At 69.9% G+C, this 16,928-nt stretch carries 13 protein-coding genes; 1 reads left to right on the forward strand and 12 read right to left on the reverse strand.

What is annotated here, in order from left to right:
• Positions 1-724 precede the first annotated feature (724 nt).
• The 9 genes from tyrS to argC all read right to left on the reverse strand — a co-directional run bounded on the left by tyrS (position 725) and on the right by argC (position 11,458).
• Positions 725-1,993 carry a tyrosine--tRNA ligase gene (gene tyrS, locus ACT3SQ_RS15555; protein ID WP_442332840.1) on the reverse strand — a complete coding sequence of 423 codons (1,269 nt, stop codon included), beginning with the start codon at positions 1,991-1,993 and terminating at the stop codon, positions 725-727.
• Between the two features lie 391 nt (positions 1,994-2,384).
• Positions 2,385-3,857, reverse strand: coding sequence for an argininosuccinate lyase (argH, locus tag ACT3SQ_RS15560; protein ID WP_444601371.1), 1,473 nt, complete (start codon positions 3,855-3,857; stop codon positions 2,385-2,387).
• Between the two features lie 38 nt (positions 3,858-3,895).
• A complete protein-coding gene (locus ACT3SQ_RS15565; RefSeq protein ID WP_442332839.1) occupies positions 3,896-5,134 on the reverse strand; it encodes an argininosuccinate synthase in 1,239 nt (412 codons plus the stop codon).
• Between the two features lie 129 nt (positions 5,135-5,263).
• Positions 5,264-5,881 carry an arginine repressor gene (locus tag ACT3SQ_RS15570; RefSeq protein WP_442332838.1) on the reverse strand — a complete coding sequence of 206 codons (618 nt, stop codon included), beginning with the start codon at positions 5,879-5,881 and terminating at the stop codon, positions 5,264-5,266.
• Positions 5,878-6,861: an ornithine carbamoyltransferase gene (argF, locus tag ACT3SQ_RS15575; RefSeq protein WP_444502242.1), complete on the reverse strand. Its 984-nt coding sequence runs from the start codon at positions 6,859-6,861 to the stop codon at positions 5,878-5,880. Before argF ends, ACT3SQ_RS15570 begins: the two co-directional genes overlap by 4 nt.
• 1 nt (position 6,862) lies before the next feature.
• Positions 6,863-8,110, reverse strand: coding sequence for an acetylornithine transaminase (locus ACT3SQ_RS15580; protein WP_444601363.1), 1,248 nt, complete (start codon positions 8,108-8,110; stop codon positions 6,863-6,865).
• Positions 8,103-9,092, reverse strand: coding sequence for an acetylglutamate kinase (gene argB, locus ACT3SQ_RS15585; RefSeq protein ID WP_345077695.1), 990 nt, complete (start codon positions 9,090-9,092; stop codon positions 8,103-8,105). Before argB ends, ACT3SQ_RS15580 begins: the two co-directional genes overlap by 8 nt.
• A complete protein-coding gene (gene argJ, locus ACT3SQ_RS15590; protein ID WP_442332010.1) occupies positions 9,089-10,258 on the reverse strand; it encodes a bifunctional glutamate N-acetyltransferase/amino-acid acetyltransferase ArgJ in 1,170 nt (389 codons plus the stop codon). The genes argB and argJ overlap by 4 nt, the downstream gene beginning before the upstream one ends.
• A gap of 90 nt (positions 10,259-10,348) precedes the next feature.
• Positions 10,349-11,458 (reverse strand): N-acetyl-gamma-glutamyl-phosphate reductase, encoded by a 1,110-nt coding sequence (argC, locus tag ACT3SQ_RS15595; protein WP_442332011.1) that lies wholly within the window; start codon positions 11,456-11,458, stop codon positions 10,349-10,351.
• Between the two features lie 163 nt (positions 11,459-11,621).
• Here argC and ACT3SQ_RS15600 point away from each other — a divergent pair, with 163 nt between their 5' ends.
• Entirely contained in the window at positions 11,622-12,392 is a 771-nt protein-coding gene (locus ACT3SQ_RS15600) for a DUF981 family protein (RefSeq protein WP_444502240.1), read from the forward strand.
• 107 nt (positions 12,393-12,499) lie between these two features.
• On the opposite strand, the gene ACT3SQ_RS15605 is transcribed toward ACT3SQ_RS15600, so the two are convergent.
• The 3 genes from ACT3SQ_RS15605 to pheS are packed head-to-tail and all read right to left on the reverse strand — an operon-like array spanning position 12,500 to position 16,744.
• Positions 12,500-13,027 carry a hypothetical protein gene (locus tag ACT3SQ_RS15605; protein ID WP_442332020.1) on the reverse strand — a complete coding sequence of 176 codons (528 nt, stop codon included), beginning with the start codon at positions 13,025-13,027 and terminating at the stop codon, positions 12,500-12,502.
• Positions 13,028-13,032: 5 nt separating this feature from the next.
• The gene (pheT, locus tag ACT3SQ_RS15610) at positions 13,033-15,636 is read right to left on the reverse strand and encodes a phenylalanine--tRNA ligase subunit beta (protein ID WP_442332013.1); all 2,604 of its coding nucleotides are present in this window, start codon (positions 15,634-15,636) and stop codon (positions 13,033-13,035) included.
• A gap of 1 nt (position 15,637) precedes the next feature.
• Positions 15,638-16,744 (reverse strand): phenylalanine--tRNA ligase subunit alpha, encoded by a 1,107-nt coding sequence (pheS, locus tag ACT3SQ_RS15615; RefSeq protein WP_441444328.1) that lies wholly within the window; start codon positions 16,742-16,744, stop codon positions 15,638-15,640.
• Positions 16,745-16,928: the final 184 nt, after the last annotated feature.

The following is a 16,928-nucleotide window of genomic DNA, read 5'->3' on the forward strand; positions in this document are numbered from 1 at the left end:
ATCATTCTCTCCCCGCAGAGCGGTTCGAGTCAGAGGCTCGGTGGCGCCGGCGGAAACTTCCTACCGACTGACGTTCTACGTCGTCGTTCCGGCGCGAATCACTACTCTAGCAGTTCTTCGCGGCCCAGTCCAACTCCGCTCCGTGTGCTCCCGGTCTCGTTCGGATCGACTCGCGATCTTCCCTCTGACCTGCCCACGTTCACCATCCCGATCTCTCGGTCCGGCAGTCCTGCAGCTGTCCCGCTCCACTCCGTTCCGTTCGCTTCCCTATGGGATGCTCCCGGCCCTTCGTGTCTGCGTTGTTCCTGCTGACAAGAAAGAACATTACGGGTCCGGGCGAGGGTCGTCAAACCGGAGGATTCACCTCCCATTCACCCACTTCTGAGCGCGTCCGTGCAGGTCAACCGGGGTTTTTCTGTTCAGGGAAAGCGCTCGTTCATCGCGATGTGACCCGCGTCTGAGAGGGGCGTCACCGGAACTTATCGTCGGCTTGACAGTTTCGGTGGCAGGCCGTACTTGGCGGGCGCTGGCGGGCATGGCCACGGAGCTGGTGACGCTGCTGCCGGCCGGACGCCGTGCTCCGTCCTGACGCTCCCCGCCCCCTGGCTCTCCCCTGCGCCCCGGGTCTCCCCACTCCACGACGTCCGGCCCCGGATTCACGACGAGCCCCGTGCTCTGCGGCTGCAGGGCACGGGGCTCGTCGTAATTCCGGTGTGGACGTAGGTCAGCCGGCGAGGCGGACCATCGCGGCGTTCTTGCGTCCGCGGCGCAGGAGCAGGTGCCTGCCCGGCAGCGCCTCGAGGTCCCCCACCTCTCGGGCGAGATCCTCAGCAGTCACCTTCTCTCCGTTCACCGAGAGGCCTCCGCCCTCAGCGTCGCGCCGTGCGGCACCCTTCGACGCCGCGATGCCGGACTCCACGAACGCATCGACCAGCGCCATGGTCGTGGAGACCTCCGCGCCTGGCAGCTCGCGGGCGATCGTCACGATCGTCTGCTCATCGAGCTCTCGCACATCACCGCGCCCGAACAGGACCGTCGCCGCAGCCTTGGCCTGCGCGGTGGCCTGCTCACCGTGGACCATCGTGGTGAGATCGTCCGCGAGCAGCTTCTGGGCTGCGCGCTGGTGGGAGGCATCGGCGGTCGCGTGCTCGAGCTCGGCGATCTCCTCCTGCGACCGGAAGGTGAAGTACTTCAGGTAGTTCACGACGTCGCCGTCGGCCGCATTGAGCCAGAACTGGTGGAAGGCGTAGGGGCTGGTGAGGTCTGCGTCGAGCCAGACTGCGCCCCCCTCGCTCTTCCCGAACTTGGTGCCATCCGCCTTGGTGACCAGCGGTGTGGTCAGGGCGTGCGCATCGTGGCCCTCGACCTTGTGGATCAGATCGACACCGGTGAGCAGGTTCCCCCACTGATCGTTGCCTCCGAACTGCAATGAGACCCCATGGCGGCGATACAGCTCGAGGTAGTCGATGCCCTGGAGCACCTGGTAGCTGAATTCGGTGTAGCTGATCCCCTCGTCGCTCTGCAAGCGGCGGGCCACGGTGTCCTTCGCGAGCATGGTGCCCATGCGGAAGTGCTTGCCCATGTCCCGCAGGAAGTCCAGGGCGCTCATCTGCCCGATCCAGTCGAGGTTGTTCACCATGGTCACCGCGAACTCGCCCTCGAGGTCGAGGAAGCGGGAGATCTGCCCTCGCAGGCTGTCGACCCACGTCGCGACGATCTCGGCATCGTTGAGCACCCGCTCCCCGGACATGCGCGGATCACCGATCAGGCCGGTCGCCCCACCCACCAACGCGTAGGGGTGGTGGCCGGCGAGCTGGAGCCGGCGCATCGTGAGCACCTGGGTCAGATGACCGACGTGAAGGGACGACGCCGTCGGGTCGAAGCCGCAATACAGGCTGACCGGTCCGTCCGCCAGAGCGCTGCCGAGCGCCTCGCGCCCGGTGGTCTGCACGACGAGTCCTCGCCAGGCGAGCTCGTCCAGGACGGAATGCATCGATCGGTTCCTCTCGGAGGGGCACAGGGTGCCGATGGTCCGGCCGGGAGAGGCCGGGGTCTGATTGGTCGGGGCGCGCACGGACCGGAGTTCGAGCGAGCTGCCCGGTGAGCCCTCGGTGTGCGTGGAGCCCACGCTGTGCGTGCCCGAGCGCCATTGTCACAGATCCCGGGCCCACGGCGTCGCATCCGCCTCCGGCCACCAGATTCCTGTCCCTGGTGAGGGTTGAAAGCCGTATAGCTGTTCAATCCTCAGAGGAGACAGATATCCGGTGGCCGGGAGGACCCGGCGGCCCAGTGAACCGGTGGCCCGGTGAACAGGTGGCCGGGAGAATCCGGTGACCGGACGAGCCGGGCAGTCGACGGCACCGTGTGACGGGCGTGGCCGCCGCTCAGCGGTCCCGGGTGAAGGCGCGCAACGCGGAGATCTCCTCGGCGGCGGCCTCCTCCTGCTCCGCGACTCGCACCGGTGCGGTTCCGCCCTTCGCGTCCCGGGACGCGATGGAGCCCTCGACGGTCAGCACCGAACGGACCGAGCCGTCCAGGTGCTCAGAGATGGCAGCCATCTCCTCATCCGTGAGATCCCACAGCTCCTTGCCCTGAGACTCGGCGACCTTCACGCAAGCCCCCGAGATCTCGTGGGCGATCCGGAACGGGACCCCGCGACGCACCAGGTGATCCGCGATATCGGTCGCGAGCGAGAAGCCCTGCGGCGCGAGCTCGGCCATCCGCTCGGTATGGAAGACCAGGGTCGCCATCATGCCCGTGAACGCCGGCAGCACCAGGTCCAGCGAATCGACCTGATCGAAGACCGGCTCCTTGTCCTCCTGCAGGTCGCGGTTGTACGCGAGCGGAAGCGCCTTGAGCGTGCCCAGCAGACCCACCAGGTCGCCGATCATCCGACCCGCCTTCCCGCGTGCGAGCTCGGCGATGTCCGGGTTCTTCTTCTGCGGCATGATCGAGGAGCCGGTGGAGTAGGCGTCGTCCAGGGTGATGAACGAGAACTCCTTGGTGTTCCACAGGATGACCTCCTCGGCGAGCCGCGAGAGGTCGATCCCGATCATCGCGAGCACGAAGGAGAACTCGGCGGTGAGGTCGCGTGAGGCGGTCCCGTCGATCGAGTTCCACACCGAGTCCGAGAAGCCCAGCTCCGCGGCGACCGCCTGCGGATCCAGGCCCAGGCTCGAACCGGCCAGCGCCCCCGAGCCGTACGGGGAGATGTCCGTGCGAGCGTCGAGATCCCGCAACCGCTCCACGTCCCGCAGCAGCGGCCAGGCGTGGGCCAGCAGGTGATGGCTGAGCAGCAGCGGCTGGGCATGCTGGAGGTGGGTGCGGCCCGGCATCGGAGCGCCGTGCACCTCACGAGCCCGGGCCACCAGCACATCGACGAGGTCGAGGACCTGGTCACCGATGGCGCGAGCCTGATCGCGGATGAACAGCCGGATCAGGGTGGCGATCTGGTCGTTGCGGGAGCGCCCGGCGCGCAGCTTGCCGCCGAGATCCGCACCGGCCCGCTCGATGAGGCCGCGCTCGAGGGCGGTGTGCACGTCCTCGTCCTCGGGCGCGGCGGCGAACTCGCCGGAGGCGACGTCGGCCGCGAGGGTGTCCAGCGCGGCCTGCATGCCGGTGAGCTCGTCATCGCTCAGCAGGCCGGCTGTGTGGAGCACGTTGGCGTGCGCCTTCGAGCCGCGCAGGTCGTACTGCGCCAGCCGCCAGTCGAAGTGGGTGGACACCGACAGGGCGGCCAGCGCCGCCGCAGGGCCGGAGCCGAAGCGCCCGCCCCACAGGGAGGCGTTCTCCTTCGCGGCCGACGGGTCCGCTGCAGCTGACGGATCCGCGGCGGCCTGCCCGGCAGAGGCATCCATCTGGGTGCCGTCCTGGCCTGGCAGGGAGCCGTTCTGGCTCATGCCTGCCCCTCGGGTGCGGCGTCGAGGTCCTCGCCGTTGCCGAAGGCGACGTCGCGGGCCGCGGCCTGCTTGGCGGCCAGGCCGTAGATGTCGATGAAGCCGCGGGCGCTGGCCTGGTCGAAGGTGTCGCCCTCGTCGTAGGTGGCGAGGTTGAAGTCGTACAGACCGGTCTCGGTGCGGCGCCCGGTCACGGTGGCGCGGCCGCCGTGCAGGGTCATGCGGATATCACCGCTGACGTAGCGCTGGGTGTCCGAGATGAAGGCGTCCAGGGACTTCTTCAGCGGGGAGAACCACTGGCCGTCGTAGACCAGGTCGGTCCAGCGGTCGCTCACGGTGCGCTTGAAGCGGGCCTGCTCGCGCTCGAGGGTCACGCGCTCGAGCTCCTGGTGAGCGGTGATCAGCGTCATCGCGCCGGGGGCCTCGTAGACCTCGCGGGACTTGATGCCCACCAGGCGGTCCTCGACGATGTCGATGCGGCCGATGCCCTGTGCGCCGGCGCGGCGGTTGAGCTCCTGGATCGCCTCGAGCGGGGAGACCTTGCGACCGTCGATGGCGACCGGGATGCCGCGCTCGAAGGAGATGACGATTTCGTCGGCGACCGGCGGGAAGGCCGGGTCGTCGGTGTAGCTGAAGACGTCCTTGGTGGGCTCGTTCCAGATGTCCTCGAGGAAGCCGGTCTCGATGGCGCGGCCCCACACGTTCTGGTCGATCGAGAAGGGGTTGTGCTTGGTGGTCTCGATCGGCAGACCCTTGCGCTCGGCGTACTGGATCGCCTTGTCACGGGTCAGCGCGAGGTCACGCACCGGAGCGATGCACTTGAGCTCGGGGGCCAGCGAGGTGATCGAGACCTCGAAACGGACCTGGTCGTTGCCCTTGCCGGTGCAGCCGTGGGCGACCGTGGAGGCGCCGTACTTCTTGGCCGCCTTCACGAGGTGCTTGGTGATCACCGGGCGCGAGATCGCGGAGACGTTCGGGTAGGCGTCCATGTACAGCGCGTTCGCCTGGAGCGCGGGCATGCAGTACTCGTTGGCGAACTCGTCGCGGGCATCGGCCACATAAGCCTCGACGGCGCCGCAGTCCAGGGCGCGCTGGCGGATCACCTCGAGGTCCTCTCCGCCCTGGCCGACATCCACCGCACAGGCGATGACATCGGCGCCGGTGGCGTCATGGATCCAGCCGATGGCCACGGAGGTGTCGAGGCCGCCGGAGTAGGCGAGGACGATCTTTTCGGTCACAGGAATGCTCCTAGTCGTGAGTCACAGAGTGATCGGGCGGGTCCCGAGGGGCCGGTGCCCGAGGTCATGGGGTCAAGAGACTTTGGCGTCTCAGGATCTTGGGGTCTTGGGGTCTTGGGGTCGAAGCAGTCAGGCGCTGCGTGGCGTGTCCGGGGTCGACGAGCCGGTGCGACCGGCATGATCCGTCGGTGCGGACTGACGCCGGGGCGACGTCGCGGGGTCGACGGTCTCCCGTCGGCCATCCGCGAGATCGAGCAGTCGTTCGGCGAGCCGGTCACCGCCGGCAGGGTCCCGAGAGACCAGCAGCACGGTGTCATCGCCTGCGATCGTACCGAGGACATCCGGCATCACCGAGCGATCCATCGCCGAAGCGAGATACTGCGCACCCCCGGGCGGGGTGCGCACCACCACCAGGTTGCCGCTGGCCTCCGCCGAGACCAGCAGGCCTTCCGCGAGCCGCGGCAGCCTCGCCTCCAGCAGCTCGTTCTCCGGGGCTGCCGCCGGGCGGGCGGATCCGCCCTCCGGAGGCAGCCGGTAGACGAGGCTGCCCGCTGAGCCGCGGATCTTCTCCGCCTGCAGCTCCACCAGGTCCCGCGAGAGGGTCGCCTGGGTGACCTCGATGCCCTCAGCGGTCAGCAGCTGGGCGAGCTGGGACTGGGAGGACACCTCCTGGTGAGTGAGCAGCTGGACGATGCGCTGCTGACGGGAGGTCTTGGTCTGGGCGAGCGCGCGGCGGGAATCGCTCATCGGCGCGCTCCCCGCGGGAGGGCGTGCGCGGCGGTGTTCTGGTCAGGGTGCTCGAGCAGCCAGGTCAGCAGCGCCTTCTGGGCGTGCAGGCGGTTCTCGGCCTCGTCCCACACCACGGAGGAGGGCCCGTCGATCACCGCGGCGGTGACCTCCTTGCCGCGGTAGGCCGGCAGGCAGTGCAGGAACAGCCCGCCGGAGAGCTCCATCAGCTCCTCGGTGACCTGGAAGGGCGCGAACGTCTCCCCGCCGCGGCCGCCTTCGCCCTCCTGGCCCATCGACACCCAGGTGTCGGTGATGACGGCGGTGGCGCCCCGGGCTGCGAGCCGGGGATCATCGGTGAGGGTGACGCTCCCGCCGGTGGTGGCGGCGATCTCCTCGGCGCGGGCCACGATCGCCGGGTCCGGGCGGTGGGAGGCAGGAGAGGCGATCCGCACGTCCATGCCGGCGGTGACGCCGCCCAGCAGGTACGAGTGGGCCATGTTGTTCGCCCCGTCGCCGAGGTAGGCCAGGGACCGACCTGCCAGCGCCGCGTCACCCTCGGCCAGTCCCCCGGTGTGCTGGGCGATGGTCTGCAGGTCAGCAAGGATCTGGCAGGGATGGAACTCGTCGGTGAGGGCGTTGATGACCGGCACGCTCGAGTGCGCGGCCATCTCCTCGATGCGCTCCTGGCCGAACGTGCGCCAGACGATCGCGGAGACCATCCGGGTGAGCACGCGGGTGGTGTCGGCGATGGACTCGCCGCGGCCGAGCTGGCTGCTGCCGGCCTCCATCATCAGCGGGCTGCCGCCGAGCTCCGCGACTCCGGTCGCGAACGACACCCGGGTGCGGGTGGAGGACTTGTCGAACATGATCGCGACCGTGCGCGGTCCTTCGAGGGGGCGCTTGGCGAAGCGATCCTCGGCCAGGGCCAGGGCGAGTGCCAGGACCTCCTTCTGCTCGGCCGGGCTCAGGTCGTCATCGCGCAGGAAGTGACGGGGCATCTCAGTTCTCTCCTTCAGGCGCAGCGGCCTCGAGCAGGGCGGGCAGGGCAGCGGTGAAGGTGCCGAGCTGGGCCGGGGTGATGAGCAGCGGCGGGGCGATCCGCAGCGTGGTGGCGTCCGGGGCGTTGACGATGAAGCCGGCCTCGAGCGCCGCCGCCGCGAGCTGCGGGGCGATCGGGGCGCGCAGTCCGATGCCGAGCAGCAGGCCGGCTCCGCGCACCTCCTCGATCAGCGGATGGTCCAGAGCGAGCACGTCGCGGGTGAATCCCGCGCCGACTGCTTCGACGTGCGCGAGCAGATCGTCCTCGAGGATCGTGCCGAGCACGGCGAGCGCAGCGGCGGAGGCCAGCGGGTTCCCCCCGAAGGTGGTGCCGTGCTGGCCGGGCTTCAGGAGGTCATGCACGGCGGGGCCGTAGCTGATCACGGCGCCGATCGGGAAGCCGCCGCCCAGACCCTTGGCGAGGGTCATCACGTCGGGCTGGACGTCCGGGAGCGCCTGGTGGGCGAACCAGTGGCCGGTGCGGCCGATCCCGGTCTGCACCTCGTCGAGGATCAGCAGGGTGCCGTGGTCGCGGGTGAGCCGGCGCAGCGCGAGAAGGTATTCGGTGCTGAGCGGGCGCACCCCGGCTTCGCCCTGGATGGGCTCGGCGAACACTGCGGCGACATCCCCCGGGGCGAGCGCCTCGGCGAGCGCCGCCTCATCCCCGACATCGAGGAACTCGACTCCACCGGGAAGCGGCTCGAACGGGGCGCGATACGCCTCCTTCCAGGTGAGGGCGAGGGCGCCCATGGTGCGTCCGTGGAAGGAATTGCGCAGCGCGAGGATGCGGGGACGGCCGGTGCGGCGGGCGATCTTGAAAGCGGCCTCGTTGGCCTCGGTGCCGGAGTTGGCGAAGAACACTCCGGAGCCGGCCGGAGCCTGCGCGAGCTGCAGCAGCTTCTCGGCGAGCTCGATCTGCGGAGCGGAGGCGAAGAAGTTCGAGACATGCCCGAGGGTCTCCGCCTGCTTGGTGATCGCGGAGAGCAGCGCCGGGTGGGCGTGGCCGAGGGCGTTCACGGCGATCCCGGCGAGCAGATCGAGGTACTGCTTCCCGTCGGTGTCCCAGACGTGCACGCCCTCGCCGCGGGCGAGGACCTTCTGGGGCGTGCCGAAGACGGGCAGCAGCGCGTCTCCGTAGCGCTGGGCGAGATCCTGCTCGGGCTGTTCCTGCATGGGCTGTTCCTGCATGGGCTGTTCCTGCTCAGACATAGTCGTCCCTCCTCACCATGGTGCCCACGCCCTTGGTCGTGAACACCTCCAGCAGCACGGCGTGCTCGATCCGACCGTCGATCATCGCGGCGGTGCGCACCCCGGCGTCGACCGCGCCGAGCAGCGCCTCAGCCTTCGGGATCATCCCGGCGGTGAGGCCGGGGAGCATCTCCCGCAGCTCCGAGGCGGAGATCTCGGGGATCAGCGAGCCGCGGTCCGGCCAGTCGCGGTAGAGGCCCTCGACGTCGGTGAGCATCACCAGCTTCTCGGCGTCCAGTCCTTCGGCGAGCGCTGCGGCGGCGAGGTCGGCGTTGATGTTCAGGACCTCTCCGGTGGGGTTGCCGTCGGCGTCGACCTCGGGGGCGATCGAGGAGATCACGGGGATCCTCCCGCTCTCGAGCAGGTCGCTGATGGCGTCGATGTTGACGGCGCCCACTGCACCCACGTGGCCGAGGTCGACGTCCTCGCCGTCGACCACGGTGCCGCGACGGGTGGCGGTGAACAGTCGGGCGTCCTCTCCGGACATGCCGATGGCGAAGGGGCCGTGGTGGTTGATCAGACCCACCAGCTCGCGGCCCACCTGGCCCACCAGCACCATCCGGGCGATGTCCATGGTCTCGGCGTCGGTGACGCGCAGGCCGCCGCGGAAGGTGGATTCCTTGCCCACCCGCTTCAGCATCGCGTTGATCTGCGGGCCGCCGCCGTGGACGACGACCACGCGGATGCCGGCCAGGCGCATGAAGACGATGTCGGCGGCGAACCCGCGCCGCAGCTCTTCGTCGACCATCGCGTTGCCGCCGTACTTGACCACCACGATCCTGCCGCGGAAGCGCTGCATCCAGGGCATCGCCTCGATCAGCACCTCGGACTTCTCGCGGGCTTCGCTGCGGGCGGCGTCGAGCTGCGCCAGGGGGTTCTTGCCGACCAGCGGCGCATCGCCTGCCGGCTCACCGGCCGGGCTGTTCTGCGGAGTGGGATTCATGAGGAGTAGGCGCTGTTCTCTTCGACGTAGTCGTGGGTGAGGTCGTTGGTCCAGATGTCACCGGTGGCCTCGCCGGCGCCGAGATCGACCTCGATGAGGGTCTCCCGCGGGGTCATGTCCACCTCGGAGCGGTCGCGGTGGGCACCGCCTTCGCGGCACACCTCGACTCCGTTGACGGTGACCGAGAGGTGTGCGACGTCGAAGGGTGCCACAGCCTCGGGGACGCAGCCGGCTGCGGAGACGATTCGGCCCCAATTGGGGTCGTTGCCGAAGATCGCGGCCTTGACGAGATTCGAGCGGGCGATCTCGCGGGCGACGGCGAGGGCTGCCTGCTCGGTGGTGGCGGAGCGGACGATCACGTGGACGTCGTGGCTCGCGCCTTCGGCATCGGCCACCAGCTGGCGGGCAAGATCCGCGCTGACGGTGCGGACCGCCTCGGTGAGCTCGTCGAGCCCGAGGGTGATGCCGCTCGCGCCGGAGGCCAGCAGGATGACCGTGTCGTTGGTGGACATGCAGGCGTCGGAGTCGACGCGGTCGAAAGTGGTGGAGGTCGCGGCGCGCAGTGCGGCGTCGGCGGTCTCCGCGTCGACGTCGGCATCGGTGGTGAGGACCACCAGCATGGTCGCGAGCTGCGGTGAGAGCATGCCCGCACCCTTGGCGATCCCGCCCACGACGACGCCGGAGGGCGTGGTGACCTCCGCCGTCTTCGGGACCGAGTCGGTGGTCATGATCCCGCGAGAGGCGGCGGCATCCGCCTCTGGTCCTGCCGTGAGCTGACCGGCGGCGGTGGTGACCCCGGCCAGCAGCGGCTCCATCGGCAGGCGCTCCCCGATCAGCCCGGTCGAGCAGACGAGCACGTCCTGGGCTGCGACATCGAGCAGGCTGGCGAGGTGCTCGGCGGTGCGGTGGGTGTCGGCGAAGCCCTCCGGGCCGGTGCACGCGTTCGCGCCGCCGGAGTTCAGGACCACGGCCCGTGCGCGCCCGTCCGAGACGGCCTGGCGGGACCAGAGGACAGGAGCTGCCTGGACCCGGTTGCTGGTGAACACCGCGGCAGCGGTGTCTCGCGGACCGTCGTTGACGATGAGGGACAGGTCGTCCTTGCCGGTGGCCTTGATACCAGCAGCAAGGCCGACGGCGCGGAAGCCGCGGGGGCGGGTGATCGACATGGGAGCTCCTGAGAGGTCTGGGAGGTGCTGTGGCGGAAGCGTCGCGGGAACCTGACGGTCCAGCGGCGACGGGAGTTCTGGGGATCGCGCTCAGGGCGCGAGCGCGGTCCGGGTCAGGCCGGTGCGCTCGGGCAGTCCCAGCGCGAGGTTCATGGACTGGATCGCCGCTCCGGCGGTGCCCTTGACCAGGTTGTCGAGCGCGGAGATCACCGTCGCCTGGCCGCTGTGACGATCCACCGCGGCGCCGATGCGGAGGGTGTTCGCGCCGGTGACCTCGCCGGTGGAGGGGAAGACCCCCTCGGGCAGGACGGTCACGAAGTGCTCGTCGGCGTAGTCGGCCTGCAGGGCGCCGAGCAGATCGGCGGTGGTGGTGCCCTCTGCGACGGGTGCGGTGCACACTGCAAGGATCCCGCGGCTCATGGGCACCAGCACCGGGGTGAAGCTGAGGCGCTGACCGGTCTCGCCGGTGGCCCGGCGGAGGTTCTGCAGCACCTCGGGGACGTGGCGGTGACTGCCGCCGACGGCATACGGGGCGGCGCTGCCGGAGGCCTCGGCGAACATCAGATGCTGCTTGGCTGCGCGGCCGGCGCCGGAGTAACCCACCGGCAGCACAGCGCTGAGCTGTGCGGCGTCAAGAAGGCCGGCGCGCACCAGCGGTGCGAGCGCGAGCGAGACGGCAGTGGCGTTGCAGCCGGGCACTGCGATCTCGCGGGCGCCGACCAGCAGCTCGCGCTGGCGGGTGCCGTCCGCCAGGGGCAGCTCGGGCATGCCGTAGGTCCACGTCCCTGAGTGCTCGCTGCGGTAGTACTCGCTCCAGTCCTCGGCGCTTTCGAGCCGATGGTCCGCGCCGAGATCCAGGACCAGCACGTCCGGGTCCTCCGCGCGCAGCGCAGCAGCGATCTGGCCGGACTGCCCGTGAGGGAGGGCGAGCACGACCACGTCATGACCGCGCAGGGTGTCCACGCTCGTCTCCGCCAGCACGGGATCGTGGCCGAGGTCGATGTGCGGCGCGACCTCGCTGAGAAGCTTGCCCGCGCTCGAATGCGCAGTCACAGTGGCGACCTCGACGCCCGGGTGCGAGGAGAGCAGCCTCAGAGTCTCTCCCCCGGCGTAGCCGGAGGCGCCGACGACGGCGACGCGGGGTCGCTGCGAGGTGGCCTGATGCGCCGTAGGGATGGCGGAGTCACTCGAAGAAGACATGCCGGAAGTATATACAGCAGTCTGCATGATCAGCCACTCGGTTCACTGCATGGACTCCCTGGACGCGTCCCGCAGGAGAGGTGGAGGCGCGGCCAGGCCAGTGCTCATGATAGAGATGAATGTTGTTCTATCTGGGGCCGGACGGCCCCTACAGGAGGTAGTGATGAAGGATTTCTTCATGGGTGAGTCCTCGCCCGGAATGATCGACTGGACGACGATGCCGACCTACAACACGATCATGTCGCTCGCCGCGGGCGCTGGTCTTGTCGCTCTGGTCCTCTTCGTCCGTGACCTGATGCGCCACCGGGCCGAGGATCCCCTCAGCACGGACGGCTGGGCGCTGACCTTCGGCTCGCTCGGGGTCATCCTCACGGTGACCGGCGCGCACATGAGCTTCACCTGGCCCCTTGCCGCCGGCGGGTTCGCCTTCGACAACGTCATCTTCGGGGAGACCAGCCTCGGCTTCGGGATCCTGATGTCCGCCCTGGCGATCTTCCTGGCGAAGCGAGGTGATCGGATCATCGCCTCCCCGACGCCGCTGACCGAAGTGGCGCGGGCCGCGCGACCGCTCAGCATCTTCATCGCAGGTCTCGGCCTGGCACTGGTGGCCATCATGTTCGCCGGCATCGTGTACCAGCTGTTCGCCGCACCGCCACAGGAGCCGATCTCCGGAGCATTCGCCGAGTGGCCCCTCGTGGAGGCGATCTTCATGTCCCTGCTGTTCGGTCTGGTCGGGGTGGGTGCTGTCCTGGCTCCCCTGGCCATCCGTGCTCTCTCGAAAGCCTCCCCGAGTGCTGGCGGAGACGCCACGTTCCAGGTCCCGACGATCGCCAAGGTCGTCGGCGCGCTCTGGCTGGTGACCGGCGTCGTCTTCGTCCTGTTCGGAGCGATGAACTTCTACACCCACATCGGGCTCATCGTGAACACGATGTGAGGCCGCTTGATCTGTCCTCACGAAGGGCGGCGCGAGAACGCGGGAGGGGTGCAGCTGACAGCTGCACCCCTCCCGCATTCTCGTTCCGGGGCGCTCTCTGCCCGGGCTCAGTCGCGCGGGGCGCGCAGGAAGGGGATCACGGGCAGCCGTACCCGTCGGCCCTTGGACGCCATCACGGTGCCGACGATCGCATAGACCGCCTCCAGCAGGCTGACGACGAAGAACAGCCCCAGCACAGTGAAGACGAGAACGTTCATCACCGGACGGAACATCATCCCGTCGCCGGAGGACGACGGAGATCCGGTGAGCACCGCGATCAGCATCGTGAGAGCCATGAGCACGGGCCAGCACAGCTGGGTCAGGCCCCAGTTCGCTGCGCGCACGCCGTTGACCGCGGCGAGCCCGCCGTACCTGCGCTGACGAAGGCCCACGACGAGCTGGGTGATCCCGGCGATCAGCAGCCCCACGAAGGGGATCGGGAAGTATGCCAGGAATCCCAGCGCCCAGGCGATGGTCCCGTTCCGCGCCGGGACGGCCGGCGTCGGAGCGGGACCGGGCGGAACCTGTCGCGCCGGTGCGTCGTCAGGACCGGTCGGCCCCGGAGCGGAGCTCGCGGGGTCGATGGCAGGAGGCATCGGGCTCACGCGCGCAGCACTCCCCCGACGGCGGCATCGACGGCCGCAATGCAGCGCGTGCGCGCCTCACCGATCTGCTCGGCGCTCAGGGTGCCCTCGGTGGAGCGCAGCCTGACCGAGAAGGCGAGCGACTTCTTGCCCTCGCCGATCTGCTCACCGGTGAAGACGTCGAACAGGTGGACGTTCTCGGCGAGGTCACCGACACCCACCACGATCGCCGCTTCGACAGCCGAGGCCGGCACGTCCTGGTCGACCACGAAGGCGAAGTCCTCCTTGGCCACCGGGTAGGTGGGCACCGGAGCGGCGACCACCACGGCAGGGGCCGACGCGATCAGGGCCTCGAGATCGAGTTCGAAAGCGCTGGTGCGGGCGGGGAGACCGAACTCCTTGACCACGGCGGGGTGGAGCTCACCGGCATGGCCGATCACCGTGCTCTCCCCGTCAGCGGTGAGGACCCGCAGCTGCCCGGCGCGGCCGGGATGGAAAGGAGCATGCTCGGTCTGGCGCACTTCGAGCTCGGTGCCGACGGCGGCGGCCGCCCGGCGCGCGAGGTCGAAGGCATCGGTCCAGCTCCAGGGCGCGATCTCGCCCTGCCAGGAGCCCGGGCCGGACGCCCCACCGACGACGGCGGCGAGGGTGCGGGTCTGGACCGGCAGTGCGGCGAGGACCTCCTCGAGCTCGGCGTCGGTGGGCCGCTGGCCAGCCGCCGGGACCGGTGAGCGGGCGCCCTCACCGCGGGAGCGGGAGGTGGTGCCGAGCTGGAAGATCGCCACCGACTCCTCGCCGCGGCCGAGGTTCCGCCGGGCGACGGGCAGCAGGGTCTGCAGCAGGGAGGTCCGCATCAGCGGCTCGTCGTCGGCCAGCGGGTTCAGCAGGCGCACGGCGTCGCGCCGCGTGTCGTCGGCCTCATAGCGCAGGGCGTCGAAGATGCCCTCGCCCACGAAGGGATAGGACGTGACCTCGATGACCCCTGCCTCGGCGAGTGCGCGGTGTGCGTCACGACGGGCTCGCTGGGCGCGGGTGAGGCCCCGTCCGCCGGGCGCCGTGGGCAGGATCGACGGGATCGTCTCGTAGCCGACGAGACGGGCGATCTCCTCGATCAGGTCCTCCCGGATGGTGAGGTCCGGGCGCCAGGAGGGCGGGGAGACGGCGAGGGAGCCGTCGCGGGCGTCCTCGACCTGGCAGCCGATCATCTCGAGGCTGCCGCGCACCTGCTCCGGGGTGTAGGCGATGCCGACCACGCGTTCGGCGTCGCCGAGCGGGAGGGTGATCGCCGCGGCCGGGGCGGGGACCGAGCCCTCATCAGTGACCGTCGGCGCGATCTCGCCGCCGCCGAACTGGGCGATCAGCTGTGCGGCACGGTAGGCCGCGACCAGCGGCAGCTGCGGATCCACGCCGCGCTCGAAGCGCTTGGACGCCTCCGAGGGCAGGCGGTGACGGCGCGCGGAGCGGGCCACCGAGATGGAGTGGAAGGTCGCCGCCTCGAGCACGATGTTCGAGGTGGTGCTGGAGACCTCGGTGGACTTTCCACCCATCACACCGGCGATGCCGAGCAGGCGCTCGCCCTCGCCGCCCTCGCTGTCGGTGATGAGCAGGTCTTCCGGATCCAGGGTGCGGGTGACGTCGTCCAGCGTGGTGAGCTTCTCGCCCTTGCGGGCGCGGCGCACCACGATCGGGGCGACGACCTTGTCGGCGTCGTAGGCGTGCAGCGGCTGTCCGAGATCGAGCATCACGTAGTTCGTGACGTCGACGATCAGCGAGATCGGTCGCATGCCCGCGAGGGTCAGGCGGCGGGCCATCCAGCGCGGGGTCTGGGCGGCAGGGTCCACGCCGCGCACCTCGAGGGCGACGAAGCGCGAGCAGCCCGCGACCTCACGGAGCGGGGCCTGGTCGCGCAGCTGGACGGCGACTCCGCCCGCTTCGGCCTGCGGGACGTCCACGCTGGTGACCGGGTCGGTGAAGCTCGCGCCGGTCGCGTGGGAGTACTCGCGGGCCACGCCGCGCATGGAGAAGCAGTAGCCGCGGTCCGGGGTCACGTTGATCTCGACGACCTCGTCGGCGAGACCGAGCAGGGCGATCGCGTCGTCCCCGGGCTCCCCGGTCAGGCCCTCGGCGTGGCCGCGGCCCAGCACGATGATGCCGTCCTCGCCGGAGGGGTCCTCCCCCAGCCCCAGCTCGTCGCCGGAGCAGATCATCCCGTCGGAGGTGTGGCCGTAGGTTCTGCGGGCCGCGATCGCGAAGTCGCCGGGCAGCACGGTGCCGGGCAGGGAGACCACCACCAGGTCGCCCTCGACGAAGTTGTGCGCGCCGCAGATGATGCCGCGGCTGGGGCGCTCCTCGCCCGGCTGGGGGTCCTTGGGGTTGTCGGCGTCCTCGTTGTGCTCGGGGCCGACGTCCACGCGCACCCAGTTGATGGTCTTGCCGTTCTTCTGGGGCTCCTTGACGAGTTCCAGCACGCGGCCGACGACGAGCGGACCGGACACCTGGGCGCCGAAGATCGCTTCCTCTTCGAGTCCCACGCGGGAGAGGTCGGTGGCGACCTGCTGGGCGGAGGCGCCGGCGGTCAGCTCGGTGTGCTCGGCGAGCCAGGTCAGGGGAATGCGGGGCATCTCAGATCTCCGTACCGTAGTGCTGGGAGAAGCGGACGTCGCCCTCCACCATGTCGCGCATGTCCGCCACGCTGTTGCGGAGCATGAGGATGCGCTCGATCCCCAGGCCGAAGGCGAAGCCCTGGTACTCCTCGGGGTCCACGCCGGCCGCGCGCAGGACGTTCGGGTGGACCATGCCGCAGCCGCCCATCTCGATCCAGCCCGTACCGCCGCACACCCGGCAGTTCGGGTCCGCCTCGTGGTCCAGGCCCTCGCGCGCCTCGCAGCTGAAGCAGCGGAAGTCCATCTCGGCGCTGGGCTCGGTGAAGGGGAAGTGGTTCGGGCGCAGGCGCGTGATCGGCGCCCCGCCGAAGATGTGCGCGGCGAAGGCGTCGAGGGTGCCCACGAGATTCGCCATCGTCAGGCCCTTGTCGATCGCGAGGCCCTCGACCTGGTGGAACATCGGCGAGTGGGTCGCGTCGATCTCGTCGGCCCGGTAGACGGTGCCGGGGCAGGCGACATACAGCGGAGCGCCACGCTCGAGCATGGCGCGGATCTGCACCGGCGAGGTCTGGGTGCGCAGCAGCATGCCGGAGCCCTCGGGCGCGACGTACAGGGTGTCCTGCAGGGAACGCGAGGGGTGCTCCGGGTCAGCGTTCAGGGCATCGAAGTTCAGCCAGGAGGATTCGATCTCCGGGCCCTCGGCGATCTCCCAGCCGATGCCGACGAAGAAGTCGTTGATCCGGTCCTGCAGCACCGTCAGCGGATGCGAGGCCCCGCGGGGGCGCAGGTCGGTGGGGAGGGTGACGTCGACCGTCTCCGCGGCGAGCGCGGCCTCCTCCTCGGCGGCGGCGAGCTCCTGCTGGCGGGCGGCGAGCTGCTTCTGGACGCGACCCTTGCCCTGGCCCACCAGCTTGCCGGCGGCGGCCTTCTGCTCCTTGGGGAGGTCCTTGATGGCGCGGTTCGCGCTCGAGAGCACGCTGGCGTCACCGACATGCTCGATGCGGACCTGCTTGAGCTCGGCGGTGGAGGCGGCCGCGGCGATCGCGGAGAGCGCGGCATCGATGGCGTCACCGATGGTCGCCTCGTCGAGGGCCGGGGCGGCGGGAGTCGAGGATGACTCGGACACAGGTATCGCTTTCGTCCGGGGGCAGGAGGGCACGGGCACCAAGGTGCGGGAACTGCCGCGCGGGCACCGCACGCCATTCTAGGAGGTGCGGCGACTGCCCGGGGAGCACAACCGCCGACGACGCGACGCACCTCATCGGGACGGATCCAGTCATCGGGTGATCAGCGCGGATAGGCTGGTGGGC

Origin of the sequence: Brachybacterium sp. AOP42-C2-15, from assembly GCF_052377065.1 — a bacterium.
Lineage (GTDB): Bacteria > Actinomycetota > Actinomycetes > Actinomycetales > Dermabacteraceae > Brachybacterium.

Bases quoted from the DNA above. Each gene is read 5' to 3' on its own strand.
- tyrS (WP_442332840.1), bottom strand. From the start codon at position 1,993: ATGCATTCCGTCCTGGACGAGCTCGCCTGGCGAGGACTCGTCGTGCAG.
- argH (WP_444601371.1), bottom strand. From the start codon at position 3,857: ATGGATGCCTCTGCCGGGCAGGCCGCCGCGGATCCGTCAGCTGCAGCG.
- ACT3SQ_RS15570 (WP_442332838.1), bottom strand. From the start codon at position 5,881: ATGAGCGATTCCCGCCGCGCGCTCGCCCAGACCAAGACCTCCCGTCAG.
- argF (WP_444502242.1), bottom strand. From the start codon at position 6,861: ATGCCCCGTCACTTCCTGCGCGATGACGACCTGAGCCCGGCCGAGCAG.
- ACT3SQ_RS15580 (WP_444601363.1), bottom strand. From the start codon at position 8,110: ATGTCTGAGCAGGAACAGCCCATGCAGGAACAGCCCATGCAGGAACAG.
- argB (WP_345077695.1), bottom strand. From the start codon at position 9,092: ATGAATCCCACTCCGCAGAACAGCCCGGCCGGTGAGCCGGCAGGCGAT.
- argJ (WP_442332010.1), bottom strand. From the start codon at position 10,258: ATGTCGATCACCCGCCCCCGCGGCTTCCGCGCCGTCGGCCTTGCTGCT.
- argC (WP_442332011.1), bottom strand. From the start codon at position 11,458: ATGTCTTCTTCGAGTGACTCCGCCATCCCTACGGCGCATCAGGCCACC.
- ACT3SQ_RS15600 (WP_444502240.1), top strand. From the start codon at position 11,622: ATGAAGGATTTCTTCATGGGTGAGTCCTCGCCCGGAATGATCGACTGG.
- ACT3SQ_RS15605 (WP_442332020.1), bottom strand. From the start codon at position 13,027: ATGCCTCCTGCCATCGACCCCGCGAGCTCCGCTCCGGGGCCGACCGGT.
- pheT (WP_442332013.1), bottom strand. From the start codon at position 15,636: ATGCCCCGCATTCCCCTGACCTGGCTCGCCGAGCACACCGAGCTGACC.